Consider the following 24100-nt stretch of genomic DNA (forward strand, 5'->3'; position numbering starts at 1 on the left):
TTATTTGATAAATATTTTAGCTAACAGGTGTTCACTGGAACCATTCTCAGTTACGCTAGAGACGCAATCACGAAAGTGTTCGTTTTACCGGAGTAACGTATGGTTCAGAAGCCATTAATCGCGCAGGGATATTCGCTGGCTGAGGAAATAGCCAATAGCATCAGTCACGGTATCGGGCTGGTGTTTGGGATTGTCGGACTGGTGCTGTTGCTGGTTCAGGCAGTGGATACCAATGCCAGTGCTATGGCGATTACCAGCTATAGCCTGTATGGCGGCAGCATGATCCTGCTATTCCTTGCTTCAACCTTGTATCACGCCATCCCTCATCAGAAAGCGAAAATCTGGCTGAAAAAATTCGACCACTGCGCTATTTATCTGCTGATTGCCGGGACTTACACGCCGTTTCTGTTGGTGGGACTGGATTCGCCACTGGCGCGTGGATTGATGATCGTTATCTGGAGTCTGGCGCTGCTTGGTATTTTATTCAAACTGACTATTGCTCACCGCTTTAAGGTTTTGTCGCTGGTGACCTATCTGACGATGGGGTGGTTATCGTTGATTGTGGTGTATCAACTGGCGATTAAACTGGCCGCAGGCGGTGTGACGTTATTGGCTGTGGGGGGCGTTGTGTATTCGCTGGGCGTGATTTTCTACGTCTGCAAACGTATTCCTTACAACCATGCTATCTGGCATGGGTTTGTGCTGGGTGGCAGTGTTTGTCACTTTCTGGCGATTTATTTGTATGTTGGGTAACACGCATAGATCCAGTGCAACCCCAGGGGCGGCGTAAACGCCTCGCCCTGGATATGTTTTGTAGGCCGGATAAGGCAACGCCGCCATCCGGCGGCATGCCCTGAATTGCCTGATGGCGCTGCGCTTATCAGGCCTACTAATTACTCTTCGTTTAACGAATACGGCAGCGGCACAATATGCAGCGTTTTCGCATCATCACGCACGCGGAACACGCTGTCTGCTTCCATATCGTTATTCATCACGACCTGTACTAACACCTGACCATCGGCCAGTTGCACGGCAGCAAGAACGGTACCGGTACGACGCCAGTTCTCACCCATTTTTAGCTCCAGATCTTCACCCGCTTCTGGTACCCGGCTGGCAGTACCCGCCAGGGTCCACATTGCGCGCTTATTGGCGCCGCGGAATTTTGCGCGGGCAACCATTTCCTGGCCGGTGTAACAGCCTTTTTTGAAGCTAATACCACCCAGAGCCTGAAGGTTAGTGGCCTGTGGAATAAACTGACCGCTGTTGGCGGTGTCGATCACCGGGATACCCGCTTCGATATCCAGCGCCAGCCATTGCTGGCTGTTATTCAATTCTGCTTCGCCGCGCAGTTTCTCTGCAATCATCTCAGCGGTTGCGACATCAACGATCAGCAGGAAGCGTTCAGACGGATGCTCGAACCACAGCAGGGTGGAAGCGCCGTGGGTAACGACCTGCTTATCGCTGGTTGGCAGTTCGCTAAAGAGATTGGCTAGCGCCGCACGCGCCTGGAAGCCTGCCACGCCCAGCAGGACACGCTCATCATCCGGGGCAATCACGACCTTCGAGAAGACGGCGTATTTTTTCAGTTCGGTTAATTGGGCATCACGCAGGCTACGGCGTTCAAGCCAGGCAAAGCCATCAGCCTGACGGAAGAGACGCAGGTTGCTCCACATTTTGCCTTTGGCGTCGCAGTGAGCTGCCAGCAGGTGTTGCTGTTCGGTCATCTGGCTGACATCTGCGGTGACCTGACCCTGGATGTATTTTTCACTGTCGACACCGGTAATGGTGGCGAGAGCCCAATCGTCGAGCGTCATTAGCGTCAGAGGCAAACGTGCCGACGCAAACGGCTGGCGAGGAGGAAACGATGTAAAAGCCATAATAATGTCCTGATTTGCTTAACGCGGTAATAATGACTAATGGTAAAAGAGCTATGGGCTATTGCAAGCGGTTTAAACATCCTGTTTGTGCCTTATATTAAGCTTTGCGAGGAGACATCCAAAAAAAGTGAACCCTTTGACTTAATGTGGTTTTATTTAGCGATCGCGCTTCCGTTTACTGATATTCCCGTAAAAGAGCGTGAAAAACACGTTACAATAGCCGGATACTTCGTTTTCGCGAGACAGGGAAAAGAACATGGATATTAACAACAAAGCACGTATTCATTGGGCATGCCGCCGCGGTATGCGTGAACTGGACATCTCCATCATGCCGTTTTTCGAACATGAGTATGACAACTTAAGTGACGAAGAAAAACGCATCTTTATCCGTCTGCTGGAATGCGATGATCCAGACTTATTTAACTGGTTGATGAATCATGGGAAACCGGCTGATGAGCAGCTGGAGCAGATGGTGCGACTCATCCAGACACGGAATCGGGAACGTGGTCCAGTGGCAATCTGATTTACGCGTTTCATGGCGCGCACAGTGGCTCTCTCTGCTCATTCATGGGCTGGTTGCGGTATTCATTTTATTGATGCCCTGGCCATTGAGCTACACCCCATTATGGTTGGTTCTGCTCTCTCTGGTGGTATTTGATAGCGTACGCAGTCAGCGTCGCATTAACGCTTGTCAGGGAGAGATTAGACTGCTAATGGACGGTCGCCTGCGCTGGCAGGGGCAGGAGTGGTCTATCGTTTGTGCTCCCTGGATGATTAAAACGGGCATGATGCTGCGTTTGCGTTCAGATGCGGGAAAACGTCAGCATTTGTGGCTGGCAGCGGACAGCATGGATGACGCTGAGTGGCGGGATTTGCGGCGGTTAATGCTGCAACAGGCGAAGCAGGGTTAACGCCGGCGAATGACCGATGGCGAGCAGCTACGGTTTAGTGCGCTATGTAGGCCGGAGAAGGCATTCACGCCGTCATCCGGCAACACGGTTTTCAGGACCAGTGTTCTGCCATTTCACCGAGAATTTGCTCACACCAGGTCTGGATACGTTCATCGCTGAGGTCGTATTGGTTAGTTTCATCCAGAGCTAAACCGACAAACAGCTGCCCATCGGCAATCACGGGTTTATCGCTGGTGAATTCATAACCTTCTGTTGGCCAGTAACCGACAAACTTAACACCTTTGGTGACCAGTTTATCATGCAGCATACCCAGAGCATCAAGGAACCACTCACCGTACCCCAGTTGATCACCCATGCCGTAAAGCGCGACAATCTTGCCTTCCAGGTTGAGGTTGTCCAGTTGCTCCCAGACCGCTTCCCAGTCTTCCTGAATTTCACCGAAATCCCAGGTTGGAATACCCAAAATGAGCACGTCATACTGCTCCATTAGGGCGGGGGAATCATCCTTGAGATTGTGCAGTGTCACCAGTTCGGGACCAAGGATATCGCGGATTTTTTCTGCTGCCATTTCGGTGTAGCACGTGCTGGAACCGTAAAAAAGACCCATGTTCATGACGTAAACATCTCAATTCTGCTGTAGCGTTGCGGCTAGTGTAACAGAATCGCCGCAATCTCGGCACAATGAGGCATAATGCATCAAAAATGAGAGTGAATTAAGGGGCGCGAGTGGAACAAGATCTGGCACGCATCGAGCAATTTCTTGATGCCCTGTGGCTGGAGCGAAATCTGGCGGAGAACACGTTAAGTGCGTATCGTCGCGATCTGACAATGCTTGTTGAATGGTTGCACCATCGTGGCATTTCACTGGCGACGGCGCAGAGCGATGATTTGCAGGCATTGCTGGCTGAGCGAATGGATGGCGGGTATAAAGCCACCAGTTCAGCACGTTTGCTCAGTGCCATGCGGCGTTTTTTTCAGCATCTTTATGGCGAAAAATTTCGCGAAGACGATCCAAGCGCCTCGCTTGCTTCACCTAAACTTCCGCAGCGTTTGCCAAAAGATCTTAGCGAAGCGCAGGTAGAACGGCTGCTGCAGGCCCCGCTTATCGACCAACCTCTTGAGCTACGCGACAAAGCGATGCTGGAGGTTTTGTACGCCACGGGGTTGCGCGTATCAGAGTTGGTGGGGCTGACAATGAGCGATGTTAGTCTGCGCCAGGGCGTTGTGCGGGTGATTGGTAAAGGCAACAAAGAGCGGCTTGTGCCGCTGGGCGAAGAAGCCGTGTACTGGCTGGAAACATACCTGGAACACGGTCGTCCGTGGTTGCTCAACGGCGTATCGATTGACGTACTGTTTCCCAGCCAGCGTGCGCAGCAGATGACCCGTCAGACTTTCTGGCATCGTATTAAACACTATGCTGTGTTAGCAGGGATCGACAGCGAGAAACTGTCGCCGCACGTATTGCGGCATGCTTTTGCCACGCATCTGCTCAATCACGGCGCTGACCTGCGCGTGGTGCAGATGCTGCTGGGGCATAGCGATCTCTCGACTACACAGATTTATACACATGTCGCAACGGAGCGCTTGCGTCAACTACATCAACAGCATCACCCACGAGCGTGAGTGCTGACAGTAAAGGATAGGTTATGAAGAAACGTTTTATGATGCTCACCCTGCTGGCTACTGCGTTTTCAGGCATGGTACATGCAGACGATGCGGCTATTCGCCAGTCATTAGCGAAGCTGGGCGTGCAGAGCACCGAAATTCAACCTGCTCCGGTTGCGGGCATGAAAACCGTACTGACCAATAGCGGTGTGCTGTACGTTACTGAAGACGGCAAGCATATTATTCAGGGGCCGATGTATGACGTCAGTGGTGCAAGCCCGGTGAATGTCACTAACCAACTGCTGATGAAGCATCTGAATGCGCTGGAAAAAGAGATGATCGTCTACAAGGCGCCGCAGGAAAAACACGTCATCACCGTTTTCACCGACATCACTTGTGGCTACTGCCACAAGTTGCATGAAGAAATGAAAGACTACAACGCGCTGGGCATCACAGTCCGTTATCTGGCTTTCCCTCGACAGGGGCTGGAAAGCCAGGCCGAGCAGGACATGAAGTCAATCTGGTGTGCAATAGACAAAAACAAAGCCTTTGACGATGCGATGGCGGGTAAGGGCGTGAAAGCGGCGACCTGTGATGTGGATATCGCGAATCATTACGCGCTGGGCGTGCAGTTTGGCGTCAGTGGCACACCGGCGATTGTCCTGAGCAACGGCTATGTTGTTCCGGGCTATCAGGGGCCGAAAGAGATGAAAGAATTCCTCGACGCACACGAAAAACAGACCAGCGGTAAATAATTCGCGTGAAACAACAGATACAACTCCGTCGGCGTGAGGCCGACGAGACTGCCGAACTGCCTGCGGATTTACCTCCCTTGTTGCGTCGTTTGTACGCCAGTCGTGGCGTGCGTAGTGCGCAGGAGCTTGAACGTAGCGTGAAAGGGATGTTGCCGTGGCAGCATTTGAGTGGCGTAGAAAAAGCGGTTGAGATCCTCTATAACGCCTTTCGCGAAGGAACCCGCATCATTGTGGTGGGGGATTTCGATGCCGATGGTGCGACCAGCACGGCACTGAGCATCCTGGCGATGCGTGCGTTGGGTTGTAGTAATGTTGATTACCTGGTGCCCAACCGTTTTGAAGACGGATATGGCTTAAGCCCGGAAGTCGTGGATCAGGCGCATGCCCGGGGCGCTCAACTGATCGTTACTGTGGATAACGGCATCTCTTCTCATGCGGGTGTTGAGCATGCCAGAACGCTGAATATTCCGGTGGTGGTGACCGATCACCACCTACCCGGTGATACGCTGCCGGGCGCGGAAGCAATCATCAATCCTAACCTGCACGACTGTGAATTTCCGTCGAAATCGCTGGCAGGCGTGGGGGTAGCCTTCTACCTGATGTTGGCGCTGCGCACCTTCCTGCGTGACAAAGGCTGGTTTGATGAACGTGGTATCGCACCGCCAAATCTGGCCGATTTGCTTGATCTGGTTGCTTTGGGCACAGTAGCGGACGTGGTGCCGCTGGATGCCAATAACCGTATCCTGACGTGGCAAGGTTTAAGCCGAATTCGTGCGGGAAAGTGCCGCCCTGGCATTAAGGCGCTACTGGAGATTTCCAATCGCGACCCGCTTAAACTGGCCGCCAGTGATTTAGGTTTTGCGCTTGGCCCTCGGCTGAACGCGGCAGGTCGTCTGGATGATATGTCCGTCGGTGTTGCGCTGTTGCTGTGCGATAACATTGGTGAGGCGCGTATGCTGGCCAATGAGCTGGATGCACTCAACCAGACGCGAAAAGAGATTGAACAGGGGATGCAGGCAGAAGCTCTGACCCTGTGTGAAAAACTGGAGCGCAGTAGTGACACTCTCCCGGGGGGCTTGGCGATGTATCATCCCGAATGGCACCAGGGGGTGGTCGGCATTCTGGCATCGCGTATTAAAGAGCGTTTCCATCGTCCGGTAATCGCTTTTGCTCCTGCGGGGGATGGCACCTTAAAAGGTTCCGGACGTTCGATCCAGGGACTGCATATGCGTGATGTGCTGGAGCGTCTGGATACGCTTTATCCCGGCATGATCATCAAGTTTGGCGGACATGCGATGGCAGCAGGCCTGTCGCTGGAAGAAGCGCAGTTCGAGCATTTCCAGCAGCGTTTTGGCGAGCTGGTAACAGAATGGCTAGACCCTGCTTTATTGCAGGGTGAGGTAGTCTCTGATGGTCCGCTGAGTGCGGCAGAGATGACTATGGAAGTCGCGCAAATGCTGCGTGATGCCGGTCCGTGGGGGCAAATGTTCCCGGAGCCGCTGTTTGATGGACATTTTCGCCTGCTCCAGCAACGTCTGGTTGGTGAGCGTCACCTGAAAGTGATGGTGGAACCGGTTGGCGGCGGGCCGCTGCTGGACGGTATTGCGTTTAACGTCGACACCCGTTGCTGGCCGGATAACGGTGTTCGCGAAGTTCAGCTTGCCTACAAACTGGATATTAATGAGTTTCGCGGCAACCGCTCATTGCAAATTATTATCGATAATATCTGGCCACTTTAGCGTCACTATATCTATAAAAAAGAGCGTGAATTGGTTACAATCCCGCTCTTATAACCGCATTTTGACTCGTTCAATAAAAGAAATCAGACCATGTTTGAAATTAATCCGGTAAATAACCGCATTCAGGACCTCACGGAGCGCTCTGACGTTCTTAGGGGGTATCTTTGACTATGATGCTAAGAAAGAGCGTCTGGAAGAAGTAAACGCCGAGCTGGAACAGCCTGACGTCTGGAACGAACCCGAACGCGCACAGGCGCTGGGTAAAGAACGTTCTTCCCTTGAGGCCATTGTCGATACGCTCGACCAGATGAGCCAGGGCCTGGAAGATGTTTCCGGCCTGTTGGAACTGGCTGTAGAAGCCGACGACGAAGAAACCTTTAACGAAGCCGTAGCAGAACTCGATACGCTGGAAGATAAACTGGCACAGCTGGAATTCCGTCGTATGTTCTCCGGTGAATATGACAGCGCAGATTGCTATCTTGATATTCAGGCTGGCTCCGGCGGTACCGAAGCGCAGGATTGGGCCAGCATGCTGATGCGTATGTATCTGCGTTGGGCTGAAGCTCGCGGCTTTAAGACGGAAATTATTGAAGAGTCTGAAGGCGAAGTGGCGGGTATTAAATCCGTGACCATCAGAATCGCTGGAGAATATGCTTACGGTTGGCTGCGCACGGAAACCGGTGTACATCGTCTGGTACGTAAGAGCCCGTTCGATTCCGGTGGCCGTCGCCATACGTCGTTTAGTTCTGCGTTTGTTTATCCGGAAGTTGACGATGATATTGATATCGATATCAACCCGGCAGACCTGCGTATCGATGTTTACCGCGCCTCGGGTGCGGGCGGTCAGCACGTTAACCGTACGGAATCTGCGGTGCGTATCACTCACATCCCGACCGGGATTGTAACGCAGTGCCAGAACGACCGTTCCCAGCACAAGAACAAAGACCAGGCCATGAAGCAGATGAAAGCGAAGCTTTATGAACTGGAAATGCAGAAGAAGAATGCCGAGAAACAGGCGATGGAAGACACCAAGTCCGACATCGGCTGGGGTAGCCAGATTCGTTCTTATGTCCTTGATGACTCCCGCATTAAAGATCTGCGTACCGGGGTTGAAACCCGCAACACGCAGGCAGTGCTGGATGGCAGCCTGGATCAATTTATCGAAGCAAGTTTGAAAGCAGGGTTATGAGGAACCAACATGTCTGAACAACACGCACAGGGCGCTGACGCGGTAGCCGACCTTAACAATGAACTGAAAACGCGTCGTGAGAAGCTGGCTAGCCTGCGTGAGCAGGGGATCCCGTTCCCGAACGATTTCCGTCGCGATCATACCTCAGACCAACTGCACGCTGACTTCGACGCGAAAGAAAACGAAGAGCTGGAAGCGCTGAACATTGAGGTATCCGTTGCTGGCCGCATGATGACCCGTCGTATTATGGGTAAAGCATCATTCGTTACGCTGCAGGATGTTGGCGGCCGTATTCAGCTGTACGTTGCGCGCGACGATCTGCCGGAAGGCGTCTACAACGAGCAGTTCAAAAAATGGGATCTGGGCGATATCCTCGGCGCGAAAGGTAAGTTGTTTAAGACCAAAACCGGCGAACTGTCCATCCATTGCACCGAGCTGCGTCTGCTGACCAAAGCCCTGCGTCCACTGCCGGATAAATTCCATGGTCTGCAGGATCAGGAAGCGCGTTACCGCCAGCGTTACCTGGATCTCATCTCTAACGATGAATCCCGCAACACCTTTAAAGTGCGTTCACAGATCATGGCGGGTATTCGTCAGTTCATGGTGGGCCGCGGCTTTATGGAAGTTGAAACCCCAATGATGCAGGTGATCCCCGGCGGTGCGGCAGCACGTCCGTTCATCACCCACCATAACGCGCTGGATCTGGACATGTACCTGCGTATTGCGCCGGAACTGTACCTCAAGCGTCTGGTGGTTGGTGGTTTCGAACGCGTATTCGAAATTAACCGTAACTTCCGTAATGAAGGCATCTCTGTTCGCCATAACCCTGAGTTCACCATGATGGAACTCTACATGGCTTATGCGGACTACAAAGATCTGATCGAACTGACCGAATCGTTGTTCCGTACTCTGGCACAGAACGTTCTTGGAACGACCGAAGTGCCCTACGGTGAAGAAGTCTTCGACTTTGGCAAACCGTTCGAAAAACTGACCATGCGCGAAGCGATTCAGAAATACCGTCCGGAAACCAATATGGCGGATCTGGACAACTTCGACTCAGCGAAAGCGATTGCTGAATCTATCGGCATCAAAGTTGAGAAGAGCTGGGGTCTGGGCCGTATCGTGACGGAGATCTTTGAAGAAGTGGCGGAAGCGCACCTGATTCAGCCGACCTTCATCACCGAATATCCGGCAGAGGTTTCTCCGTTGGCGCGTCGTAATGATGAAAACCCGGAAATCACCGATCGCTTTGAATTCTTCATTGGCGGTCGCGAAATCGGTAACGGTTTCAGCGAGCTGAACGATGCTGAAGATCAGGCACAGCGTTTCCAGGATCAGGTTAACGCTAAAGATGCAGGCGATGACGAAGCGATGTTCTACGACGAAGACTACGTCACCGCTCTGGAACATGGTCTGCCGCCGACTGCTGGTCTGGGTATTGGTATCGACCGTATGGTTATGCTGTTCACTAACAGTCACACCATCCGCGACGTGATCCTGTTCCCGGCAATGCGTCCGGTTAAGTAAGATGTGAACTGCCGGATGGTGGCTGATGCCTTATCCGGCCTACGCGAGACGATTCGTAGGCCGGATAAAACGCTTTTGCGTTGTCATCCGGCAATTAATGACCGTTGGAAAATGCGCGCAATAATTTTCGCGCTTTATCGTCTGAAACCTGCATTACCATCCACGGGCTGAAGGCCCACGGTGTAGCGTCAATCCCGCATAACACATCCTCAAGATTGCTCCACCGAGAATCCATCACTTCCTCTGCATTAGGCTGTAGCGTGCTGATTAGCTGTGCGGCATATACCGGGCAAACTTCATTTTCCACAATTCCACTGGGATCTGCGGCACAATAGCGAAAATCAGTGTATACGGGCGTGAGTGCGCGAATGTCAGCTCCCAACTCGAAGCGGGCGCGACGGATAATGGCGTCTTCAGTTGTTTCCCCTGATTGTGGATGACCGCACACCGAATTTGTCCAGACACCCGGCCAGGCTTTTTTGTGCAGTGAACGACGGGTAACCAACAGTTGTCCCTGGTCGTTAAAAATCCAACAGGAAAACGCGAGATGTAGAGGGGTATTGTGGGTGTGGGCGGCATACTTCTCGAGTATACCTGAAGGTATATCTTGCTCATCCAGCAAAACGACATGTTCCCCGGCCATGACAACTCCTGAAAAGAAAAAATAACCCGGCACAAACCCGCCGGGTCATGTACTCAGGCCACTAGGGTAGCCCATAAATGGGACAAAGGCATTACCAAAACAAGCCCTGGAAGCATGTTGGCGACCGGAAATAGTTTAATGTTGCAGATGCGCAATCCGGTCGCGACCATTAGCAATCCGCCAGCACAGGAAAAATCCGCCATCATGTCCGGGGTGATCATCGGCAGAATAACCACTGCCAGCATCGCCAGCGCGACCTGGATAATGATTTGTGGGATAGCAATGGTCATCACCGCGTAACCTAACAGCGTCGCGAAGATCCCAGCGGTAAATAGATCCAGAATCGTTTTGATGTACAGAATCGACGGATCGCCACTCATACCTTCGGTCATCGCACCGAAAATGCCGGTGCCACTGGCGCAAAAGAGCACCAGAATCGCGACGAATTTCTCGGTGAATTCATCATGGCCAAGCCCGTTGACCGGCGGCAGAACTTTATTGATCAAACCACGCGTGGAGCCAGCGGCTTTGCCAATGCCCTTTTCCAGATGCAGTAGCTCACCAAGAATTGCACCAATCACCATGGCGAGGACCACGGCGGGCATATATTTTACTTTTAGCACCAGGGTGATGCCTAAACCAACGGAGCACAGACCGAAGGTCATTGGCAGCGCTGTTTTGACGCGTTCGGGGAGCTTACCGCCCGCCATTGCGCCAACTAGTCCACCAATTATGACGGCGGAGCCATTTACATATGGGCCGATTAGCATTGCAGAATATCCTGTTAATTAAAACGTAGTTCGCCTTCACCCCAGCGAGGGATGTTGTTGATCTCAAGGTCAAACAAATCGAGCGCGCGATTAACGCTATGAGTAATGATGTCGTCTGCCGTTTGCGGACGCTGGTAAAGCGCCGGCACTGGCGGAAAGATAATTCCACCCATCTCGGTGACGGCGGCCATATTGCGAATATGACCGAGGTTCAGCGGCGTTTCTCTGGCTAGCAGCACCAGACGACGTCGCTCTTTCAGTACCACGTCCGCTGCCCGGGTGAGCAAGTTGTCCGTCAGGCTGTGGGCAATTGCGCCCAGTGAGCGCATTGAACAAGGCGCAATCAGCATACCCAGCGTTTTAAATGAACCGCTGGAGATAGCTGCCCCAAGATTAGCGATGGGATGCACCACGTCAGCCAGTGCCATAACTTCATCCAAGCGGTAATCCGTCTCCAGTTCGCAGGTTTTTTCTGCGCCTTTCGAGACAACCAGATGGACCTCAACGGGAAGCGGGCGAAGCAGCTCCAGCGCTTTTACACCGTACTGAAATCCGGATGCTCCGCTGATACCTATGATGATGCGTGCTGTCATGGTGCGTTCCTTTATTCGAAATCCGGCAGGAAGCGCTTCACATCCACATCTTTAAATGCAGAACGCTGGAAGTTGTGCTTTAGGTGGAATGGCACCGTACAGTCGAAAATCGTTTTACAGGACATCCCTTGTTGCAGAATGCTCGGGCTGTATTCTGGTACTTGTGACGGATCGAGAGGGTGGCAGCGGACACCGGGGATCGTAATCGTATCGACATCGCCCTGATAGCGGGTCTGCATAGCCCATAGCACGTCGTCGCTGTCGAAAATATCAACATCTTCATCTACCAGGATGACATGTTTCAGTTCCGGGAACGCAGAGAAAGCCAGCAAAGCCGCCTGACGTTGACGGCCTTCATCCGCCGAGGATGATTTTTTAAACTGCAGAACTGCCAGCAGCTTACCGCCGCCTGCAGAGTGGGCGAAAACGTTGAGCAGTTTTCCCGGCATGGCACGTTCAACCATATCCAGAATGCTGGCTTCGGTAGGGATCCCGGCCATATTGACGTGTTCTTCGCCTGGACCTACGGTGGTGCGCCAGATAGGGTTGATGCGGTGTGTCACGGCTTTCACTTTGATGACTGGGATAGACTCTTTGGCTTCGCCGGTATAGCCGGGAAACTCGGGCATAGCACGACCGGTATTGGTGTTCTGGTCTTCCCGTACACGTGCGTTTGGCAGCAGCTCGCCTTCAATCACGATCTCGGCATGCGCGATGGCTTTTTCGTTGATGGTTTTACACTGAACCATCTCAACCGCCTTCCCGCGCAGTGCGCCTGCGATGCTCAGTTCGTTAAAGCCCAGTGGGGTAGTGGGGGGTTCAAAACAGGCGGCAATTTCAATCGCGGGGTCCACCCCGATGCTGATAGAGATCGGTAGTGGCCGTCCGGCAGCCTCTGCTTTCATACGAAACGCATCAATATGGCGGCCCGGTGTCAGCCACATCGAGAGCTCGTCACGGCTCTGTACGCACAGACGGTGAATGGTGATGTCGGATTCGTGGGTTTCCGGGTCCGAGGCATAGCACAGGCCCATAGTGATATAGGGACCAGCGTCCTCTTCGGTATTGGTTGGTGCAGGCAGTAATTTACGCAGGTCAAAATCGGCATCGCTCGCCAGATGCACGACGTCCTGGCATACGGCATTCCCCTGGGCTATTACCGGTGCGATTGCGTTTTCCACAGAATCCTTCAGCAGATGCCCCAGTTTTTCAGGTTCACACTGAAGAAAATGACTGACGCGTTGACGTGAGCCGTTCAGGCCAATTGCTACGCTGATATCTGCAAATCCTTTGATTTTATTGAAGACCATTACTGGACCGTTCTTGCGTGTTGGACGCTGGCAGGTGCCGCCTGCGCCAACATAGCGATAAACACCGGAGAGTTCAGCGTGTGGGTCAACTTCGGTATTGGTCTCAACGTATTCGCCGGGCAGTGTTTTAAGAAGTTCGAGTGCGGAGCGTAAATCATGCACCGTTGAGGGTGTTTTGTAATCAGCATTTGCCATGGGATGTTCCTTTGGAAAAGAAGTTTCGCTGCCGGCACAATATTTCCCATGGCGCTTTTAAACAAATACCGTTTACCGGATGGTCAGTAGATCAAAAAAGTTTATTTTAATGACGTGTTAAATAGTGATTAACCAATATGATGTGTAATGGGCTGGCTTTTTATTTTCCCAGGTAAGTGTGATACTGGAGATAAATGAAACTACAGGTGATCATGATGGATTTGAAGCGCTTACGGTATTTTTGTCGGGTGGTAGAGCAAGGTTCCGTCAGCCAGGCGGCGAAATCGCTGAACATGGCGCAACCGCCACTCAGTAAACGAATTCAGGAACTGGAGGAAGAACTTCAGGTATCGCTTTTTATGCGCCGCGGAAACCGTATTGAACCCACGGAAGCCGGATTTTTCCTCTATCGAAAAGGCTGTGAAATATTACGTCAGGTTGAGGACACGGCTCGCGAAACGGCAGACATTGCGCAGAAAAACCGAACTGAATTAAGAATTGGATTAACGCATCTCTATCAGAATTATTTTAAAGCGTTATTGATGGAGGTTCATCGACGTAATCCAGAAACCACGATAAATATTTCAGTTACTGACTCTAGCCATCTTGAAACGTTATTAACGGAAGGTGGAATTGACCTGGCGCTAATACAACGGCCCTATCGTAGTGAAGGTTTTGATTATGTTTCTTTTGACCCGATTAAGCTGGTGGCGGTTATCAATAAAAAATGTCTGTCGGGTCCACCATCGAATCCCTATAACTACACATCACTGGCGGCACTGCCGTTGGTGTTGTTGCACAGGGCGAAGGATTCAGGGACTTACGAAATGCTCATGGATTTGTTTCGTAAATCTGGTGTGAACGCCAGGGTGATCATGCATATCACACAGCCGGGAGTGATCCTCGACTGGCTGGAGTCCGGCCTTGAAGCCGCGACATTGCTACCCTCTTCAGAAGTCGACGCGGATAAACTCAGCCAGTGCTACGTGGTGGATGTATTCCCCTCGCCACAAATATTTTATCCGGCGCTGGTGAAATTACCGTCCATGCCTTACTTGCCCGCGCTGATGGATATTATTGCACAGGGATATCCGTTTAATACATCAGGTTGAGCCGAAGCGATTGGGGATCGTCCGGCTGGCTGGTATGATAATTACCTCGGGTTTGGAGGTGAACGTTCGTGTTTAGTGCAGAATGTCTGATGAGTAAACGCTTTTATATCTTGATAATGTTGGTAGGCAGCCTGATCGTTGCAGGATGTTCCAGTTCATCTGATTCCGGCTCTACGTATACCGTGAAGCGTGGCGATACGCTGTACGCGATTTCGCGCTCTACCGGTACCAGCGTCAGGGATCTCGCCCGTCTCAACAACATATCTCCTCCCTATACCATCGAAGTAGGGCAAAGGCTGAAGCTTAGCGGTAGCACGAAAACCAGCCCGACTACCGGCAAGAGCACCACAAAATCTTCTACAAAAACAGCGGCAGTCAGACCGTCGTCCTCCGTACCGCAGTCATCCTGGCCGCCTGTGGGACAACGCTGCTGGCTGTGGCCTGCCAGCGGAAAAGTGATCCTGCCTTATTCAACGGCGGATGGCGGCAACAAGGGTATTGATATCTCAGCTGCGCGCGGCACACCGGTTTATGCGGCGGGGGCAGGGAAGGTAGTTTATGTCGGCAACCAGCTGCGGGGCTATGGCAACCTCATCATGATTAAACACAGTGAGGATTACATTACCGCTTATGCGCATAATGATACGCTACTGGTGAACAACGGGCAGAGCGTGAAGGCCGGGCAGAAAATTGCCACCATGGGTAGCACTGATGCGGCATCTGTACGCCTGCATTTCCAGATTCGCTATCGCGCAACGGCGATTGATCCACTGCGTTATTTACCGCCGCAGGGGAGTAAACCTAAGTGCTAACAGGCTATTTTATCAGCAGTTAGCATAGTTTGGGCTTGTCAGAGGGTGCGTAAGGTCTATAATGGCCCACGCACCTCTTCGCGGGCGTAGTTCAATGGTAGAACGAGAGCTTCCCAAGCTCTATACGAGGGTTCGATTCCCTTCGCCCGCTCCAGATCTCTCCCCTTGTTGCAAAACACCGCCAGCTACTGGCTTAATGTGTTTCGCTATCAACAACTTACTTAACATAAGTTGTCTGTGATCGTTCTACCATTGAACGACGAAGTACCAACGGGGATTACACTGTTAGTTGTCACGGATAGTTACTATGGAAATGAGAGTATAACTATTCGGCGGCGGCAGTTCCAACCTCACACCGCGATAGCACAACGTGAAGGCAAAGCCTGATCCGGGCATTGATTCTCATAACCTTACAGTGAAGCGCATTTTTTGCCGATGCTCCCACATGCTACACGTCGCGATGACGTTGCAGGGAATAAACAGGTTTTATGGTGGTCACGGTACTTGCACACCACATGCAAGCTCTGCCAGCGGTTCGGCCTCGCTCCTTCGGGTACATGGTCATCCTGATAAACTTCACTGTCTGACATACCCTGATGTTGTCGCCTGACGGCTCCGCGCGTTGTCTTACCACCAACGGGCATTAGGCTTGTATTGTCTAAAATCAGGGAGAAGGGGAAAGGCTGGATTTCTCCAGCCTTTGACGGTCATCTCACTTTCTTGAAGATGATCAGGATCAACACGGTAGAAATGATGTAACCGAAGAGAGAAACATCAATCAGTCTGTCGTAATACTGTTCAAAATCAGCCACCACAGCATTACAGGCTTCAATAGTGATCGTTTTTTCATTGAGTATGTCAGTGTATTTTCTCGTTATCCCATAATCTAATACATTGACCAAAATGGATGCTATGTAGAGGAAAGAGATCGTGATTATGCTCCCCCATCGGATGAAACATTTTGTTCTACTCGTCAAGGTCATATGAACCACCCAAGAATCCACCAACCGTACCGCCAGAATAACCAGAAGCCGAACCTAATGTAGAGGCTCCCGCAGCAAGGTTTTTCTCCATAGCATTTTCTTCACCAAGAGTGTAATTATCTATGTTTGGATACTGCTCTTTAAATTCATTGGTAACTTCAGTTACTTGCATTGAGTTTAGGCTGCTGCTCTTGCGCATAAGATAATTTTGCAGAGATAAAGGCACTGCAAAATCTTCCACGCCTTCAATCGGTAATTGCGTTGTAGTCGATGTGTAGCTTGTTTCGAAAATGTTTGAGCCAGATTTACGAATTACCTGAACAGTGTGAGTTGTACAGTTGCTACCAGTAAGATCATAGACGTCAATTACTCTTCCCCTGCGTTTGGTTCTTTCACCCATTTTCTCAGTAGGGATTGGCTTTGCTCCTGAGTTCCAAAGGTTTTCAAACAATGAACGTGTCTCCACTATGGATGCATCATCAATTTTGAATACCCGAGCATTAACTTTGTAAAGTTCTTCACGGTAGTAGCTACGAGCATCGTCACCGGTAAAGAAGTTAAGTATTCCATCGCCTGTAAAGTTAGCTGGTCCTCTTCGACCAAAGCGCCCGTAGGTGTAAACGTAGATCGAGTTATTTTCATGCACCGAAACGAAAGCGTGTCCTGCATCGGTGATTTCTGTCCAGATGTAAACGCCGTTCAATAGCTGGTTATCTTCTGGCTTGCAGGTGTCAGCAAAGCTGTTTTGTTTCTTCGCTGCCTGTGCATGTTGCACTGGCTCTACAGGTGCTGTCGCCCAAGAAGGGGTATTCACCTCAACGGTGCCCGGCGCGATAAGAAAATTAGTACCCTGTGGACAACCGCAGAGGATTTCAGCACCATCCACGGCGACTGCGGCGCTATTTGAGCAGCGAGGATCACCGCTCACTATCACCCCCACTTTCCCGCATTTAGGGCAAGGGGTGGTCTTATCGCCGATATAGAGTTTCCACTTGCCCATGACAGACATACCGGGGCGGGCGGCAATACATTGTGCGCCTGTAGATGTTTTATCTCCGTGTAGACCAACGTTCTTACCGTGAACTGTGCAGCCTCTGTTAACCGATGCCATAGTGACCGCCTTATTTCAGAAAGTTTTCTGGCAACGATTCCCCTGCTCGGACTACTCTTCTTCCGGCATTCTGTGGGCTACTGATAATTTCGTCGCCGTTGTCGAGTAAGCTACCGACAAGAGCGGCGGAGTCACCAGAGGTATTGCCTACTCCAGTGCTGATTTTCGCGGTGGTTCCATCTGGATAACGAACTTCATCACCCACAAGAGATACATTTAGGCGTGTTCCGTCTTCAATTTCGATCTGCTGCCCGTTGTATTCACTGATAACCGTTCCCCCGTTGCGGGTTAAGCTACCCTCTGTAGCAATCAGATAAGCGGCTGTAACTGGGTGAGCGAGGTTATAGGCGTTTTGCTTTTCGATGAGGGAGCGGGCTTCATCATTCATTCCGGCGAGCTGTTCTGCTGTGAATGGTGACTGGTCAAATGCTGCCAGCATTTCGGCGGTAAGTTCATTGGTGTATTGCTTCATAGGTCCCTCTACTTGCTATGGAAATAATTTAATTGGCTATTTTACAAACAATAACCGCATGAGCAACAAGTATTAGACTTAAGTAAAACTACATTTCGTATCAGCCAGTAAAGGGGGCAACTCCTCTTCAAATGTTGCACTGTTCGGACGGTCTGATCGTGACGGTTTTGGTGTAATTGGCGTTGTTGTAGATGCAGAATGTGTACCTTCTTAAAAGGCCATCTCATTGACCTCCTGGCTAACGGCTTGCTCGTCTAAATCCAGATAGCGTCTGGTGTCGGTGATGTTGCTGCGATTTAGCACTGTCATAGTTATCTGGCGAATAAATAAAATACCGGCCATAGTGGCCGGTATTCAGCATTATTATCTATTCTTTAATAATGGCTCTGGTGAGTGGAATAGAGGGGGCTAATATTTCATGCCGTTAACCCAAAGTATGCTCTTATTCTTCCAGATCACGTAAGGTCAACAATTTGGTTTTTTTCACCTGTTCGATATCTTTGGTTCCACCGAGCATCATATTGATGACTAATTCTTTGTTGAGTTGCTCGACAACAGAAGCAACACCTTGAGCTCCGCCGAGGTTTAGACCGTACAGGACAGGACGTCCAATAGCCACGATATCAGCGCCGCTAGCGATAGCTTTAAATACATGTGAACCACGACGTACACCACTATCAAAAATAATTGGCACGCGTTTATTTACAACTTTTGCGATAGAGGGCAGTACATCAAATGAGGATGGCCCACTATCGAGTTGTCTTCCCCCGTGGTTAGAAACCCAGATAGCTGCAGCTCCGGCCTTAATAGCAACCTCTGCATCTTCCGGCGACTGAATTCCTTTCACAATGACTGGCAGACCGGAGATTTGGTGAACGTATTTAATATCTTCCGGAGTGAAGGCTTGTTTGGCTTGTGCGTAAATTTCGCTGATACCAGAACCTTTGCCTGTTTTTGAACCGTCATCACTCTGCTTCGCAAACATCTCAAGATTTGCGAAGCCGAGAGGGAACTGGAAATTATTCTTTATATCGTCTTCGCGATATCCACCAACAGGTGAATCGACTGTCAGAATGATCGCTTTTGCACCATGTTTAACCGCTTCATTTAATATAAATTCGTTAAATTTATTATTTTTACTCATATAGAGCTGGAAGAAGAACGGATTTCCCCCTGATGCTCTGGAAACGTCCTCAATGGTTTTATTTCCGTAGGTGCTTAAAGAGAAAATTGAACCAACCTGGGCCATCCCTCTGGCTGTGGCGAGTTCACCGGTTTCGTGCGCCAGCCCCTGGGCTGCCATTGGCGCCTGGATAATTGGTGTTTTTAGCGGAATGCCCAGCAAGCTGGTTGAAAGATTGATATTTTTTAATTCAATACCTTGCAATACTCGTGGAACGATAAATTTCTTATCAAAGCTCTCGGTATTGCTGCGCAGATTATTTTCATCTTCCGCGCCTCCACGAATATAACCAAATGCTCCCTTTTCCATTCTGGCTTTTACTTGATTTTCAAGAGAGTCAATGTTGACCATTTTAATGGGGTGCTCTTCGGTGCTGGCTTTATATGCTTCGGCCTGCGCCAGACCCGATGACATCATCATAGCCACAGAGGCTATGGCCAGAACTGTTTTATTCACTTTCATTCTTACTTCCTTGTTATTGGCGTATTGCTTCAGCCTGAATGTTAATATCAACTGTTTTGCTCATTCCTATGTTGACGAGATAATCAACCCCCCATTGGGTACGATCAATTTTTGCAGAGAAATCACCACCGCAGACCTGAGCGTTGAAAACCGGACTCATATAGCAGCCGAATTTGGTCGTCGTTAACGTGACAGGTTTAGTAATACCTTTCATCGTCAACATCCCTTCAATGGAGGCGGGCTTGCCCTCAGAGAAGTTCCATTTTGTTGATTTGAATACAATATCCGGATATTTTTCTGCATCAAGTATATCGCTGCTACGGATATGTTTATCAAATGCTTCCAGACCGGTATTGAGAGATTTAACAGGAATGGTTACCTGCATTTCACCTTGCTGTTTCTCTGGAAGATATTTCACTTCTCCGCTGATGGAGTAAAAGCCACCATGGTTGGTTGATGTCTGAAAATGGTCGATATTAAATATCGCATTCGTATGCGTACTATCTAATTTATATATTTCGGCATGTGCAATATTCACAAAGCCTAATGCGCATACTGCGATCAATATGTTCTTGTTCATGGTGTAACCTCAGAGATAGAAAACAGATGCATTTATAATTCATGTGTTATAACCCGTCCAGATTGAAAAGTGGGAAGCAGTGTCCCATTTATAGAACGATAGGGAGATGTAGGGAGATTATTCGCTGTTGAATAATCCCCCTGTATCACTTTTGAATTATAAGGGTATACTGGATTTAATATTACCCGCTCAATCTCTGATAACGCTTAGAAAATAAATTTTCCTGCGATAACAGGTTATCCTTGCATGAGATATTCTCTATGTTCCAAAACGCCCCGCAGATGCGGTGAGCCTGATGAGGTGCAGGAAATCCTCCCGGATGCGCAAAAGGTGCTTTCGCAAAGGAAGATGGCGAGTAGCTGGTCGGTAAAGCAGGCAAACGGCCTTAATTAGTATTAAGGGGGTCTTCCCCCCCTCCGTTTTCCCTCAGAGTATCACGCCAGCATCGGGCGGCAGTGTGCTGTTACCTTCACCCAGATTACGTTGTAGCAATACGGTATCGAGCCAGCGACCATGCTTGAAGCCAATATTCTTTAGCGTGCCGACCTCGGTAAATCCGACCTGTTGGTGGACTTTCAGCGATCCCTGATTATTGCTGTCGCCGACGATGGCAATCATCTGTCGGTAGCCGTGTGTTTCTGCCCATGTAATGACATGGTGTAGTAGCGCTTTGCCCGCACCCTGACGTTGTGCTGCCGGATCAATATAAATCGAATCTTCGAGCGTATAACGGTAGGCATAGCGTTCACGGTAGCGGGTGAGATAACAGTAACCGATGACTTTTTCGTCCTGCAGGGCCACAACCCACGGCAACCCCAGTTCGCGGATCTTAGTCAGGCGAACAAGCATTTCGCGGGTATCTGGCGGATCAGTCTCAAAGCTGGCAGTTCCGTGAAGAACATGATGTGCGTAGATAGTATGGATAGCGGGGATGTGCTTTTCTTCTGCGTTAACGATTTTCATTGACCAGCTCCCGTTGGCGTCTTTTGCCAGATTACCTGAAAGAATGCGCAAAGGGTAAGCGCAAACGCTTATGGCTCAATGGACATCATTCAATAGCATTAGTCTTGTATTTTGTAAGGGTAAAAATTGATTGTCGTTGATATCGCCAATAATTTAACAAATAGATAAGTACAGTTTTGTGGAATGATAAATACACTTGGGCATAGTGAAATTAACAATTACCTGCGGTGGTTCATTGGGGGATTCCACAATGCCATTTTTGGTAGGGGATAAACTTACTGTTAATAAAACCCTTTAATTTCATTTTGTTATATCTTTATCTAATTCTTTTTACCTGGTTTTGTGTTGCTCGTTTCACCCTGAAACTTAGCCGTTTAAAATTAACTGATGTTATTTATAGTGTTATCAGTTACTGTTAATTATCAGGTTTTTCCTGTCAATTCTCAAAATGCTTATCAGGCAAACAGTTACCTGGTGTTTCTATATTTGCTGATAATAGTTATCATCGTTACGTGGTTTCGTCACGGAAACTTAATCTAAATCCAGTATTCGATCCCAAGAGTATTAGGATAATTTGGTTTAAAATACTTTTTTTGCCTAAGAGTTTTCTTATAACATAGCAAGACCCCACACTGAGTGATAAAATTCCTGAGCTTTCGCCAGCCTCTCAACGACGAGTGGAAGAGTCATAGGGAGTCAATAAGACGAAAGAATTAAATGATTTTTAGCCATATTACGAAATAAGCGGCAGTGCACTTTACATGGTCGGCAACCGTCAAGGAATGACTATAACTTATTGAAAACGCTTATTTTTACTATGATGTAAGATATAAGGGCAGATATGTTCAGTATGCGTCGACATGCCAACTTTATTAAACGCTTCAAGTCAGTAACCTGTTTATTTACGGCAAGCGTTCTTTTCCCAATGCAAGCCTCTGCAGCAGTATCAGATTATGATGCGTTGATTATTGAAGCGCGAGGTGGTAATAGCACACCGTTATTGCGCTACCTTGAGGAGCAGGGAAAGAAAAGTGCGTTAACGCCAAATCAGGTGGCTGACTGGCTGCAAGTATCTGGTTGGGTTGATAACAACGATAAAGCAACCATTGATATCTGGCAGCGGTATCGTGGGCAGATGGATGTGCCTGCACGCGGTAAAGTGGCCGCTGCGCGTGCGTATCGCAATCAGAAGAGCTGGAATGAATCATTAGCGCTCTGGGAGAGCGTTGTACAGGAAGAGCCTGAGAACGCCGATGTACGTACCGGCTGGATCATGACGCTGGCGGATGCACGTTACAATCAGCAGGCCCTGACTGAAGCAAATAAATGGGCACGCGCGCATCCGGGGGCTGACTCTGATGCACTGCTTGCCTATGTGTATCATTCACAGGGGAAAAACTGGGATGCGCTGTTAGTCGCCAGCCAGGCGGATGAAGTCGATCCGGGTAACAAAAATGCGAAATCCACGCTATTGTCAGCGCTGTCAGCCAACCGTGTCGCTGAACCTGCGTTGGAACTGACGGAAGAGGTTCCGACATCTGACCCCGTTAAGCGGCGTCTGGCGCTTGATGCTGCAGCCGAAAAGGTGCGCGCTTCTTATACCTCTGCACGAAATGAAGATGAGCGTTTTCTCGTGGCGGATAAAGCGCTTGCCCGCTATGACCAGTTGCTGGCAGCCTGGAAAGATGATCCCGCAGCCCAGGGCGATGTGCGCCGGGCGAGAATTGATCGCATGGGCGCCCTGCTGGTGCGTAAGCGTACTGCCGACGTGATTCAGGAATACGAATCTCTCTCCGCGGACGGTGAAGTGCCCAACTATGCCAAACGTTGGGTGGCTTCGGCGTGGCTCAGCGAACGTCAGCCGGAAAAGACCGAAGCAATGCTGGCGAGCATCTATTATCCGAACGGACCTATCCCTGTGACGCCGCTCAGTCCTGAAGATCAACAGGATCTGTTCTATGCGCATATTGATAATGAAAACTTTGCTGCCGCTAAAAAACAAGTCGATGACTTGATCAAAGAGAGCCCGTATCTGCGTCGTATCTATGGCTCGCCAACGCCACAGCCTAACGATAACTGGCTGCTCGGGCAGACGCTGCTGACGCAATATCATCTTGCTGCCAATGAACTGCCAGAGGCAGAAAAACTCTCAGAACATCTGGCACGAACGGGTTCTGGTAACCAGGGGCTGCGCATAACCTATGCCTCCGTTTTGGAAGCCCGTGGATTGCCACATGCGGCGGAAAAAGAGCTAAAGCTTGCGGAAGTGATCGAGCCCAGCAACCTGGAGCTGGAGCGTCAGCAGGCCTATGTGGCGCTGGATCTTCAGGAGTGGAAACAGGCCGACGAGCTGACCGATGATGTCATCGCCCGTAGCCCGGATGACGAAGCGACGCTGCGCCTGGCACGGATCCGTGATGTGCATAAAATGTCGGAAGTGCGTATCAGCGGTACGCAGGGGATCTCCTCCGATAGCCCGGTGAGCGGTAAGAATGACTTCAACATTAATACTGCGATTTACAGCCCGCCGATTAATGACAATTGGCGACTGTTTACCGGTTTCAACTTTGCCACCGGCGAGTTTGAAGAAGGAAAAGGCATCAGCCGCGATCTGGCGGCGGGTGCTGAATGGACTTCACGTGATTACTGGGCCGAAATGGAACTGTCTGGCCGTAATTATGGCGACGGGCAGAAACTGGGGGGCCGTCTTTCAGCCTGGCATGACTTCAATGATAACTGGCGTGTGGGTGGGTCAGCTGAGCGTCTTTCCCGCAATACGCCACTGCGTGCGCTGCGTAGCGGCGTATATGCCAACGGCGGCGATATGTTTGTCCGCTGGTACCAAAACGAGCGGCGAGAGTATCAATTGTCGTTTGCTGCTTCACATTTCTCGGATGGTAACGATCGTATCGAATACGGGCTTAGCGGAAAGGAGCGTATGTGGACAACACCGCGTTTCACGCTGGATTTTACTCCGGGTATCGGCGGTAGCACCAACACCAAAGAGAATGTGCCGTATTACAACCCCAAAAGTGATTTCTCTGTGGTACCCGGCTTGACCGCGGAGCAGGTGCTTTACCGACACTATGACACCGTGTGGACACAGCAGGGAGTGGCTGGCGTGGGCGGCTACTGGCAACAAGGTGAAGACGCGGGGGCTATCGTCCAGTTGGGTTACGGTCAACGGCTTAAATGGAACAACGTCGTAGATGGCGGGGTGATGCTGGTGTGGGATAAACGCCCCTACGACGGTAAACGTGAGCGGAATATCTCCCTCGCTTTCGATTTGAATGTCAGGTTTTAAGGAT

The 24100-nt window shown here is 50.3% G+C and carries 22 protein-coding genes and 1 tRNA gene; 12 read left to right on the plus strand and 11 right to left on the minus strand.

Annotated features, from left to right (window positions below; translation table 11 throughout):
• Nucleotides 1–99 precede the first annotated feature (99 nt).
• On the plus strand, nucleotides 100–753 hold the full coding sequence (gene trhA / locus NNO02_RS09780; RefSeq protein ID WP_271442484.1) for a PAQR family membrane homeostasis protein TrhA: 654 nt from the start codon (nucleotides 100–102) through the stop codon (nucleotides 751–753).
• A 140-nt stretch (nucleotides 754–893) separates the two neighbouring features.
• On the opposite strand, the gene ygfZ is transcribed toward trhA, so the two are convergent.
• Entirely contained in the window at nucleotides 894–1877 is a 984-nt protein-coding gene (gene ygfZ / locus NNO02_RS09785) for a tRNA-modifying protein YgfZ (protein WP_271442485.1), read from the minus strand.
• A gap of 256 nt (nucleotides 1878–2133) precedes the next feature.
• Here ygfZ and sdhE point away from each other — a divergent pair, with 256 nt between their 5' ends.
• Together sdhE and NNO02_RS09795 are read left to right on the plus strand one after the other, a co-directional pair.
• Nucleotides 2134–2400 (plus strand): FAD assembly factor SdhE, encoded by a 267-nt coding sequence (sdhE, locus tag NNO02_RS09790; protein WP_005123351.1) that lies wholly within the window; start codon nucleotides 2134–2136, stop codon nucleotides 2398–2400.
• On the plus strand, nucleotides 2381–2788 hold the full coding sequence (locus NNO02_RS09795) for a protein YgfX (protein ID WP_137382657.1): 408 nt from the start codon (nucleotides 2381–2383) through the stop codon (nucleotides 2786–2788). The genes sdhE and NNO02_RS09795 overlap by 20 nt, the downstream gene beginning before the upstream one ends.
• A 91-nt stretch (nucleotides 2789–2879) precedes the next feature.
• On the opposite strand, the gene fldB is transcribed toward NNO02_RS09795, so the two are convergent.
• Entirely contained in the window at nucleotides 2880–3401 is a 522-nt protein-coding gene (gene fldB / locus NNO02_RS09800) for a flavodoxin FldB (RefSeq protein ID WP_271442487.1), read from the minus strand.
• A 113-nt stretch (nucleotides 3402–3514) separates the two neighbouring features.
• Here fldB and xerD point away from each other — a divergent pair, with 113 nt between their 5' ends.
• The 5 genes from xerD to lysS all read left to right on the plus strand — a co-directional run bounded on the left by xerD (nucleotide 3515) and on the right by lysS (nucleotide 9603).
• Complete coding sequence (xerD, locus tag NNO02_RS09805; RefSeq protein WP_271454681.1) at nucleotides 3515–4411, plus strand: site-specific tyrosine recombinase XerD; 897 nt, start codon at nucleotides 3515–3517, stop codon at nucleotides 4409–4411.
• 23 nt (nucleotides 4412–4434) lie between these two features.
• Nucleotides 4435–5148, plus strand: a complete 714-nt coding sequence (dsbC, locus tag NNO02_RS09810) for a bifunctional protein-disulfide isomerase/oxidoreductase DsbC (RefSeq protein WP_271454682.1) — start codon at nucleotides 4435–4437, stop codon at nucleotides 5146–5148.
• Nucleotides 5149–5153: 5 nt separating this feature from the next.
• Nucleotides 5154–6887, plus strand: a complete 1734-nt coding sequence (recJ, locus tag NNO02_RS09815) for a single-stranded-DNA-specific exonuclease RecJ (RefSeq protein ID WP_271454683.1) — start codon at nucleotides 5154–5156, stop codon at nucleotides 6885–6887.
• A 90-nt stretch (nucleotides 6888–6977) separates the two neighbouring features.
• Nucleotides 6978–8076, plus strand: a protein-coding gene (gene prfB, locus NNO02_RS09820; protein WP_096878465.1) for a peptide chain release factor 2 whose coding sequence is annotated in 2 segments (ribosomal slippage) — nucleotides 6978–7052 and nucleotides 7054–8076 — 1098 coding nt in all. Because the reading frame shifts where the segments join, the coding sequence is not laid out codon by codon here.
• A 9-nt stretch (nucleotides 8077–8085) separates the two neighbouring features.
• Nucleotides 8086–9603, plus strand: a complete 1518-nt coding sequence (gene lysS / locus NNO02_RS09825) for a lysine--tRNA ligase (RefSeq protein ID WP_115642921.1) — start codon at nucleotides 8086–8088, stop codon at nucleotides 9601–9603.
• Nucleotides 9604–9697: 94 nt separating this feature from the next.
• Here the strand turns inward: lysS and idi are convergent, their stop codons facing one another.
• From idi to NNO02_RS09845, 4 genes are read right to left on the minus strand one after another with little or no spacing between them, the layout of a single operon-like run.
• Nucleotides 9698–10246: an isopentenyl-diphosphate Delta-isomerase gene (gene idi / locus NNO02_RS09830; RefSeq protein ID WP_271442490.1), complete on the minus strand. Its 549-nt coding sequence runs from the start codon at nucleotides 10244–10246 to the stop codon at nucleotides 9698–9700.
• A gap of 53 nt (nucleotides 10247–10299) precedes the next feature.
• Nucleotides 10300–11016, minus strand: coding sequence for a DUF554 domain-containing protein (locus NNO02_RS09835; protein WP_271442491.1), 717 nt, complete (start codon nucleotides 11014–11016; stop codon nucleotides 10300–10302).
• A gap of 14 nt (nucleotides 11017–11030) precedes the next feature.
• Nucleotides 11031–11609, minus strand: coding sequence for a UbiX family flavin prenyltransferase (locus tag NNO02_RS09840; RefSeq protein ID WP_271449890.1), 579 nt, complete (start codon nucleotides 11607–11609; stop codon nucleotides 11031–11033).
• Nucleotides 11610–11620: 11 nt separating this feature from the next.
• Entirely contained in the window at nucleotides 11621–13114 is a 1494-nt protein-coding gene (locus NNO02_RS09845; RefSeq protein ID WP_271454684.1) for a UbiD family decarboxylase, read from the minus strand.
• A gap of 215 nt (nucleotides 13115–13329) precedes the next feature.
• Here NNO02_RS09845 and NNO02_RS09850 point away from each other — a divergent pair, with 215 nt between their 5' ends.
• The 3 genes from NNO02_RS09850 (at nucleotide 13330) to NNO02_RS09860 (ending at nucleotide 15192) form a co-directional block, all read left to right on the plus strand.
• Nucleotides 13330–14226, plus strand: a complete 897-nt coding sequence (locus NNO02_RS09850) for a LysR family transcriptional regulator (RefSeq protein ID WP_271442501.1) — start codon at nucleotides 13330–13332, stop codon at nucleotides 14224–14226.
• 89 nt (nucleotides 14227–14315) lie between these two features.
• Nucleotides 14316–15038 (plus strand): amidase activator ActS, encoded by a 723-nt coding sequence (actS, locus tag NNO02_RS09855; RefSeq protein WP_271442494.1) that lies wholly within the window; start codon nucleotides 14316–14318, stop codon nucleotides 15036–15038.
• An 80-nt stretch (nucleotides 15039–15118) separates the two neighbouring features.
• Nucleotides 15119–15192: transfer RNA gene (locus tag NNO02_RS09860), tRNA-Gly, on the plus strand.
• 812 nt (nucleotides 15193–16004) lie between these two features.
• On the opposite strand, the gene NNO02_RS09865 is transcribed toward NNO02_RS09860, so the two are convergent.
• The 5 genes from NNO02_RS09865 to NNO02_RS09885 all read right to left on the minus strand — a co-directional run bounded on the left by NNO02_RS09865 (nucleotide 16005) and on the right by NNO02_RS09885 (nucleotide 20792).
• Nucleotides 16005–17132, minus strand: a complete 1128-nt coding sequence (locus NNO02_RS09865; protein ID WP_271454685.1) for a PAAR domain-containing protein — start codon at nucleotides 17130–17132, stop codon at nucleotides 16005–16007.
• A 10-nt stretch (nucleotides 17133–17142) separates the two neighbouring features.
• Nucleotides 17143–17604, minus strand: coding sequence for a hypothetical protein (locus NNO02_RS09870; RefSeq protein ID WP_271454686.1), 462 nt, complete (start codon nucleotides 17602–17604; stop codon nucleotides 17143–17145).
• Between the two features lie 442 nt (nucleotides 17605–18046).
• Nucleotides 18047–19249 carry a lactate oxidase gene (locus NNO02_RS09875; protein WP_271449895.1) on the minus strand — a complete coding sequence of 401 codons (1203 nt, stop codon included), beginning with the start codon at nucleotides 19247–19249 and terminating at the stop codon, nucleotides 18047–18049.
• Between the two features lie 13 nt (nucleotides 19250–19262).
• Complete coding sequence (locus NNO02_RS09880) at nucleotides 19263–19829, minus strand: YceI family protein (RefSeq protein WP_271454687.1); 567 nt, start codon at nucleotides 19827–19829, stop codon at nucleotides 19263–19265.
• Between the two features lie 426 nt (nucleotides 19830–20255).
• Nucleotides 20256–20792 (minus strand): GNAT family N-acetyltransferase, encoded by a 537-nt coding sequence (locus NNO02_RS09885; RefSeq protein ID WP_271442345.1) that lies wholly within the window; start codon nucleotides 20790–20792, stop codon nucleotides 20256–20258.
• Nucleotides 20793–21633: 841 nt separating this feature from the next.
• Between NNO02_RS09885 and pgaA the strand changes: the two genes are divergently transcribed.
• Nucleotides 21634–24096 (plus strand): poly-beta-1,6 N-acetyl-D-glucosamine export porin PgaA, encoded by a 2463-nt coding sequence (gene pgaA, locus NNO02_RS09890; RefSeq protein WP_333908929.1) that lies wholly within the window; start codon nucleotides 21634–21636, stop codon nucleotides 24094–24096.
• Nucleotides 24097–24100: the final 4 nt, after the last annotated feature.

The organism is Citrobacter sp. Awk 2 (genome assembly GCF_028069815.1).
GTDB lineage: Bacteria > Pseudomonadota > Gammaproteobacteria > Enterobacterales > Enterobacteriaceae > Citrobacter.

Coding starts and splice junctions, on each gene's coding strand:
- NNO02_RS09850 (WP_271442501.1), top strand. CDS start 13,330: ATGGATTTGAAGCGCTTACGGTATTTTTGTCGGGTGGTAGAGCAAGGT.
- lysS (WP_115642921.1), top strand. CDS start 8,086: ATGTCTGAACAACACGCACAGGGCGCTGACGCGGTAGCCGACCTTAAC.
- NNO02_RS09845 (WP_271454684.1), bottom strand. CDS start 13,114: ATGGCAAATGCTGATTACAAAACACCCTCAACGGTGCATGATTTACGC.
- NNO02_RS09865 (WP_271454685.1), bottom strand. CDS start 17,132: ATGGCATCGGTTAACAGAGGCTGCACAGTTCACGGTAAGAACGTTGGT.
- NNO02_RS09880 (WP_271454687.1), bottom strand. CDS start 19,829: ATGAACAAGAACATATTGATCGCAGTATGCGCATTAGGCTTTGTGAAT.
- fldB (WP_271442487.1), bottom strand. CDS start 3,401: ATGAACATGGGTCTTTTTTACGGTTCCAGCACGTGCTACACCGAAATG.
- NNO02_RS09870 (WP_271454686.1), bottom strand. CDS start 17,604: ATGAAGCAATACACCAATGAACTTACCGCCGAAATGCTGGCAGCATTT.
- dsbC (WP_271454682.1), top strand. CDS start 4,435: ATGAAGAAACGTTTTATGATGCTCACCCTGCTGGCTACTGCGTTTTCA.
- pgaA (WP_333908929.1), top strand. CDS start 21,634: ATGTTCAGTATGCGTCGACATGCCAACTTTATTAAACGCTTCAAGTCA.
- actS (WP_271442494.1), top strand. CDS start 14,316: ATGAGTAAACGCTTTTATATCTTGATAATGTTGGTAGGCAGCCTGATC.
- NNO02_RS09875 (WP_271449895.1), bottom strand. CDS start 19,249: ATGAAAGTGAATAAAACAGTTCTGGCCATAGCCTCTGTGGCTATGATG.
- sdhE (WP_005123351.1), top strand. CDS start 2,134: ATGGATATTAACAACAAAGCACGTATTCATTGGGCATGCCGCCGCGGT.
- NNO02_RS09885 (WP_271442345.1), bottom strand. CDS start 20,792: ATGAAAATCGTTAACGCAGAAGAAAAGCACATCCCCGCTATCCATACT.
- NNO02_RS09835 (WP_271442491.1), bottom strand. CDS start 11,016: ATGCTAATCGGCCCATATGTAAATGGCTCCGCCGTCATAATTGGTGGA.
- idi (WP_271442490.1), bottom strand. CDS start 10,246: ATGGCCGGGGAACATGTCGTTTTGCTGGATGAGCAAGATATACCTTCA.
- ygfZ (WP_271442485.1), bottom strand. CDS start 1,877: ATGGCTTTTACATCGTTTCCTCCTCGCCAGCCGTTTGCGTCGGCACGT.
- NNO02_RS09840 (WP_271449890.1), bottom strand. CDS start 11,609: ATGACAGCACGCATCATCATAGGTATCAGCGGAGCATCCGGATTTCAG.
- trhA (WP_271442484.1), top strand. CDS start 100: ATGGTTCAGAAGCCATTAATCGCGCAGGGATATTCGCTGGCTGAGGAA.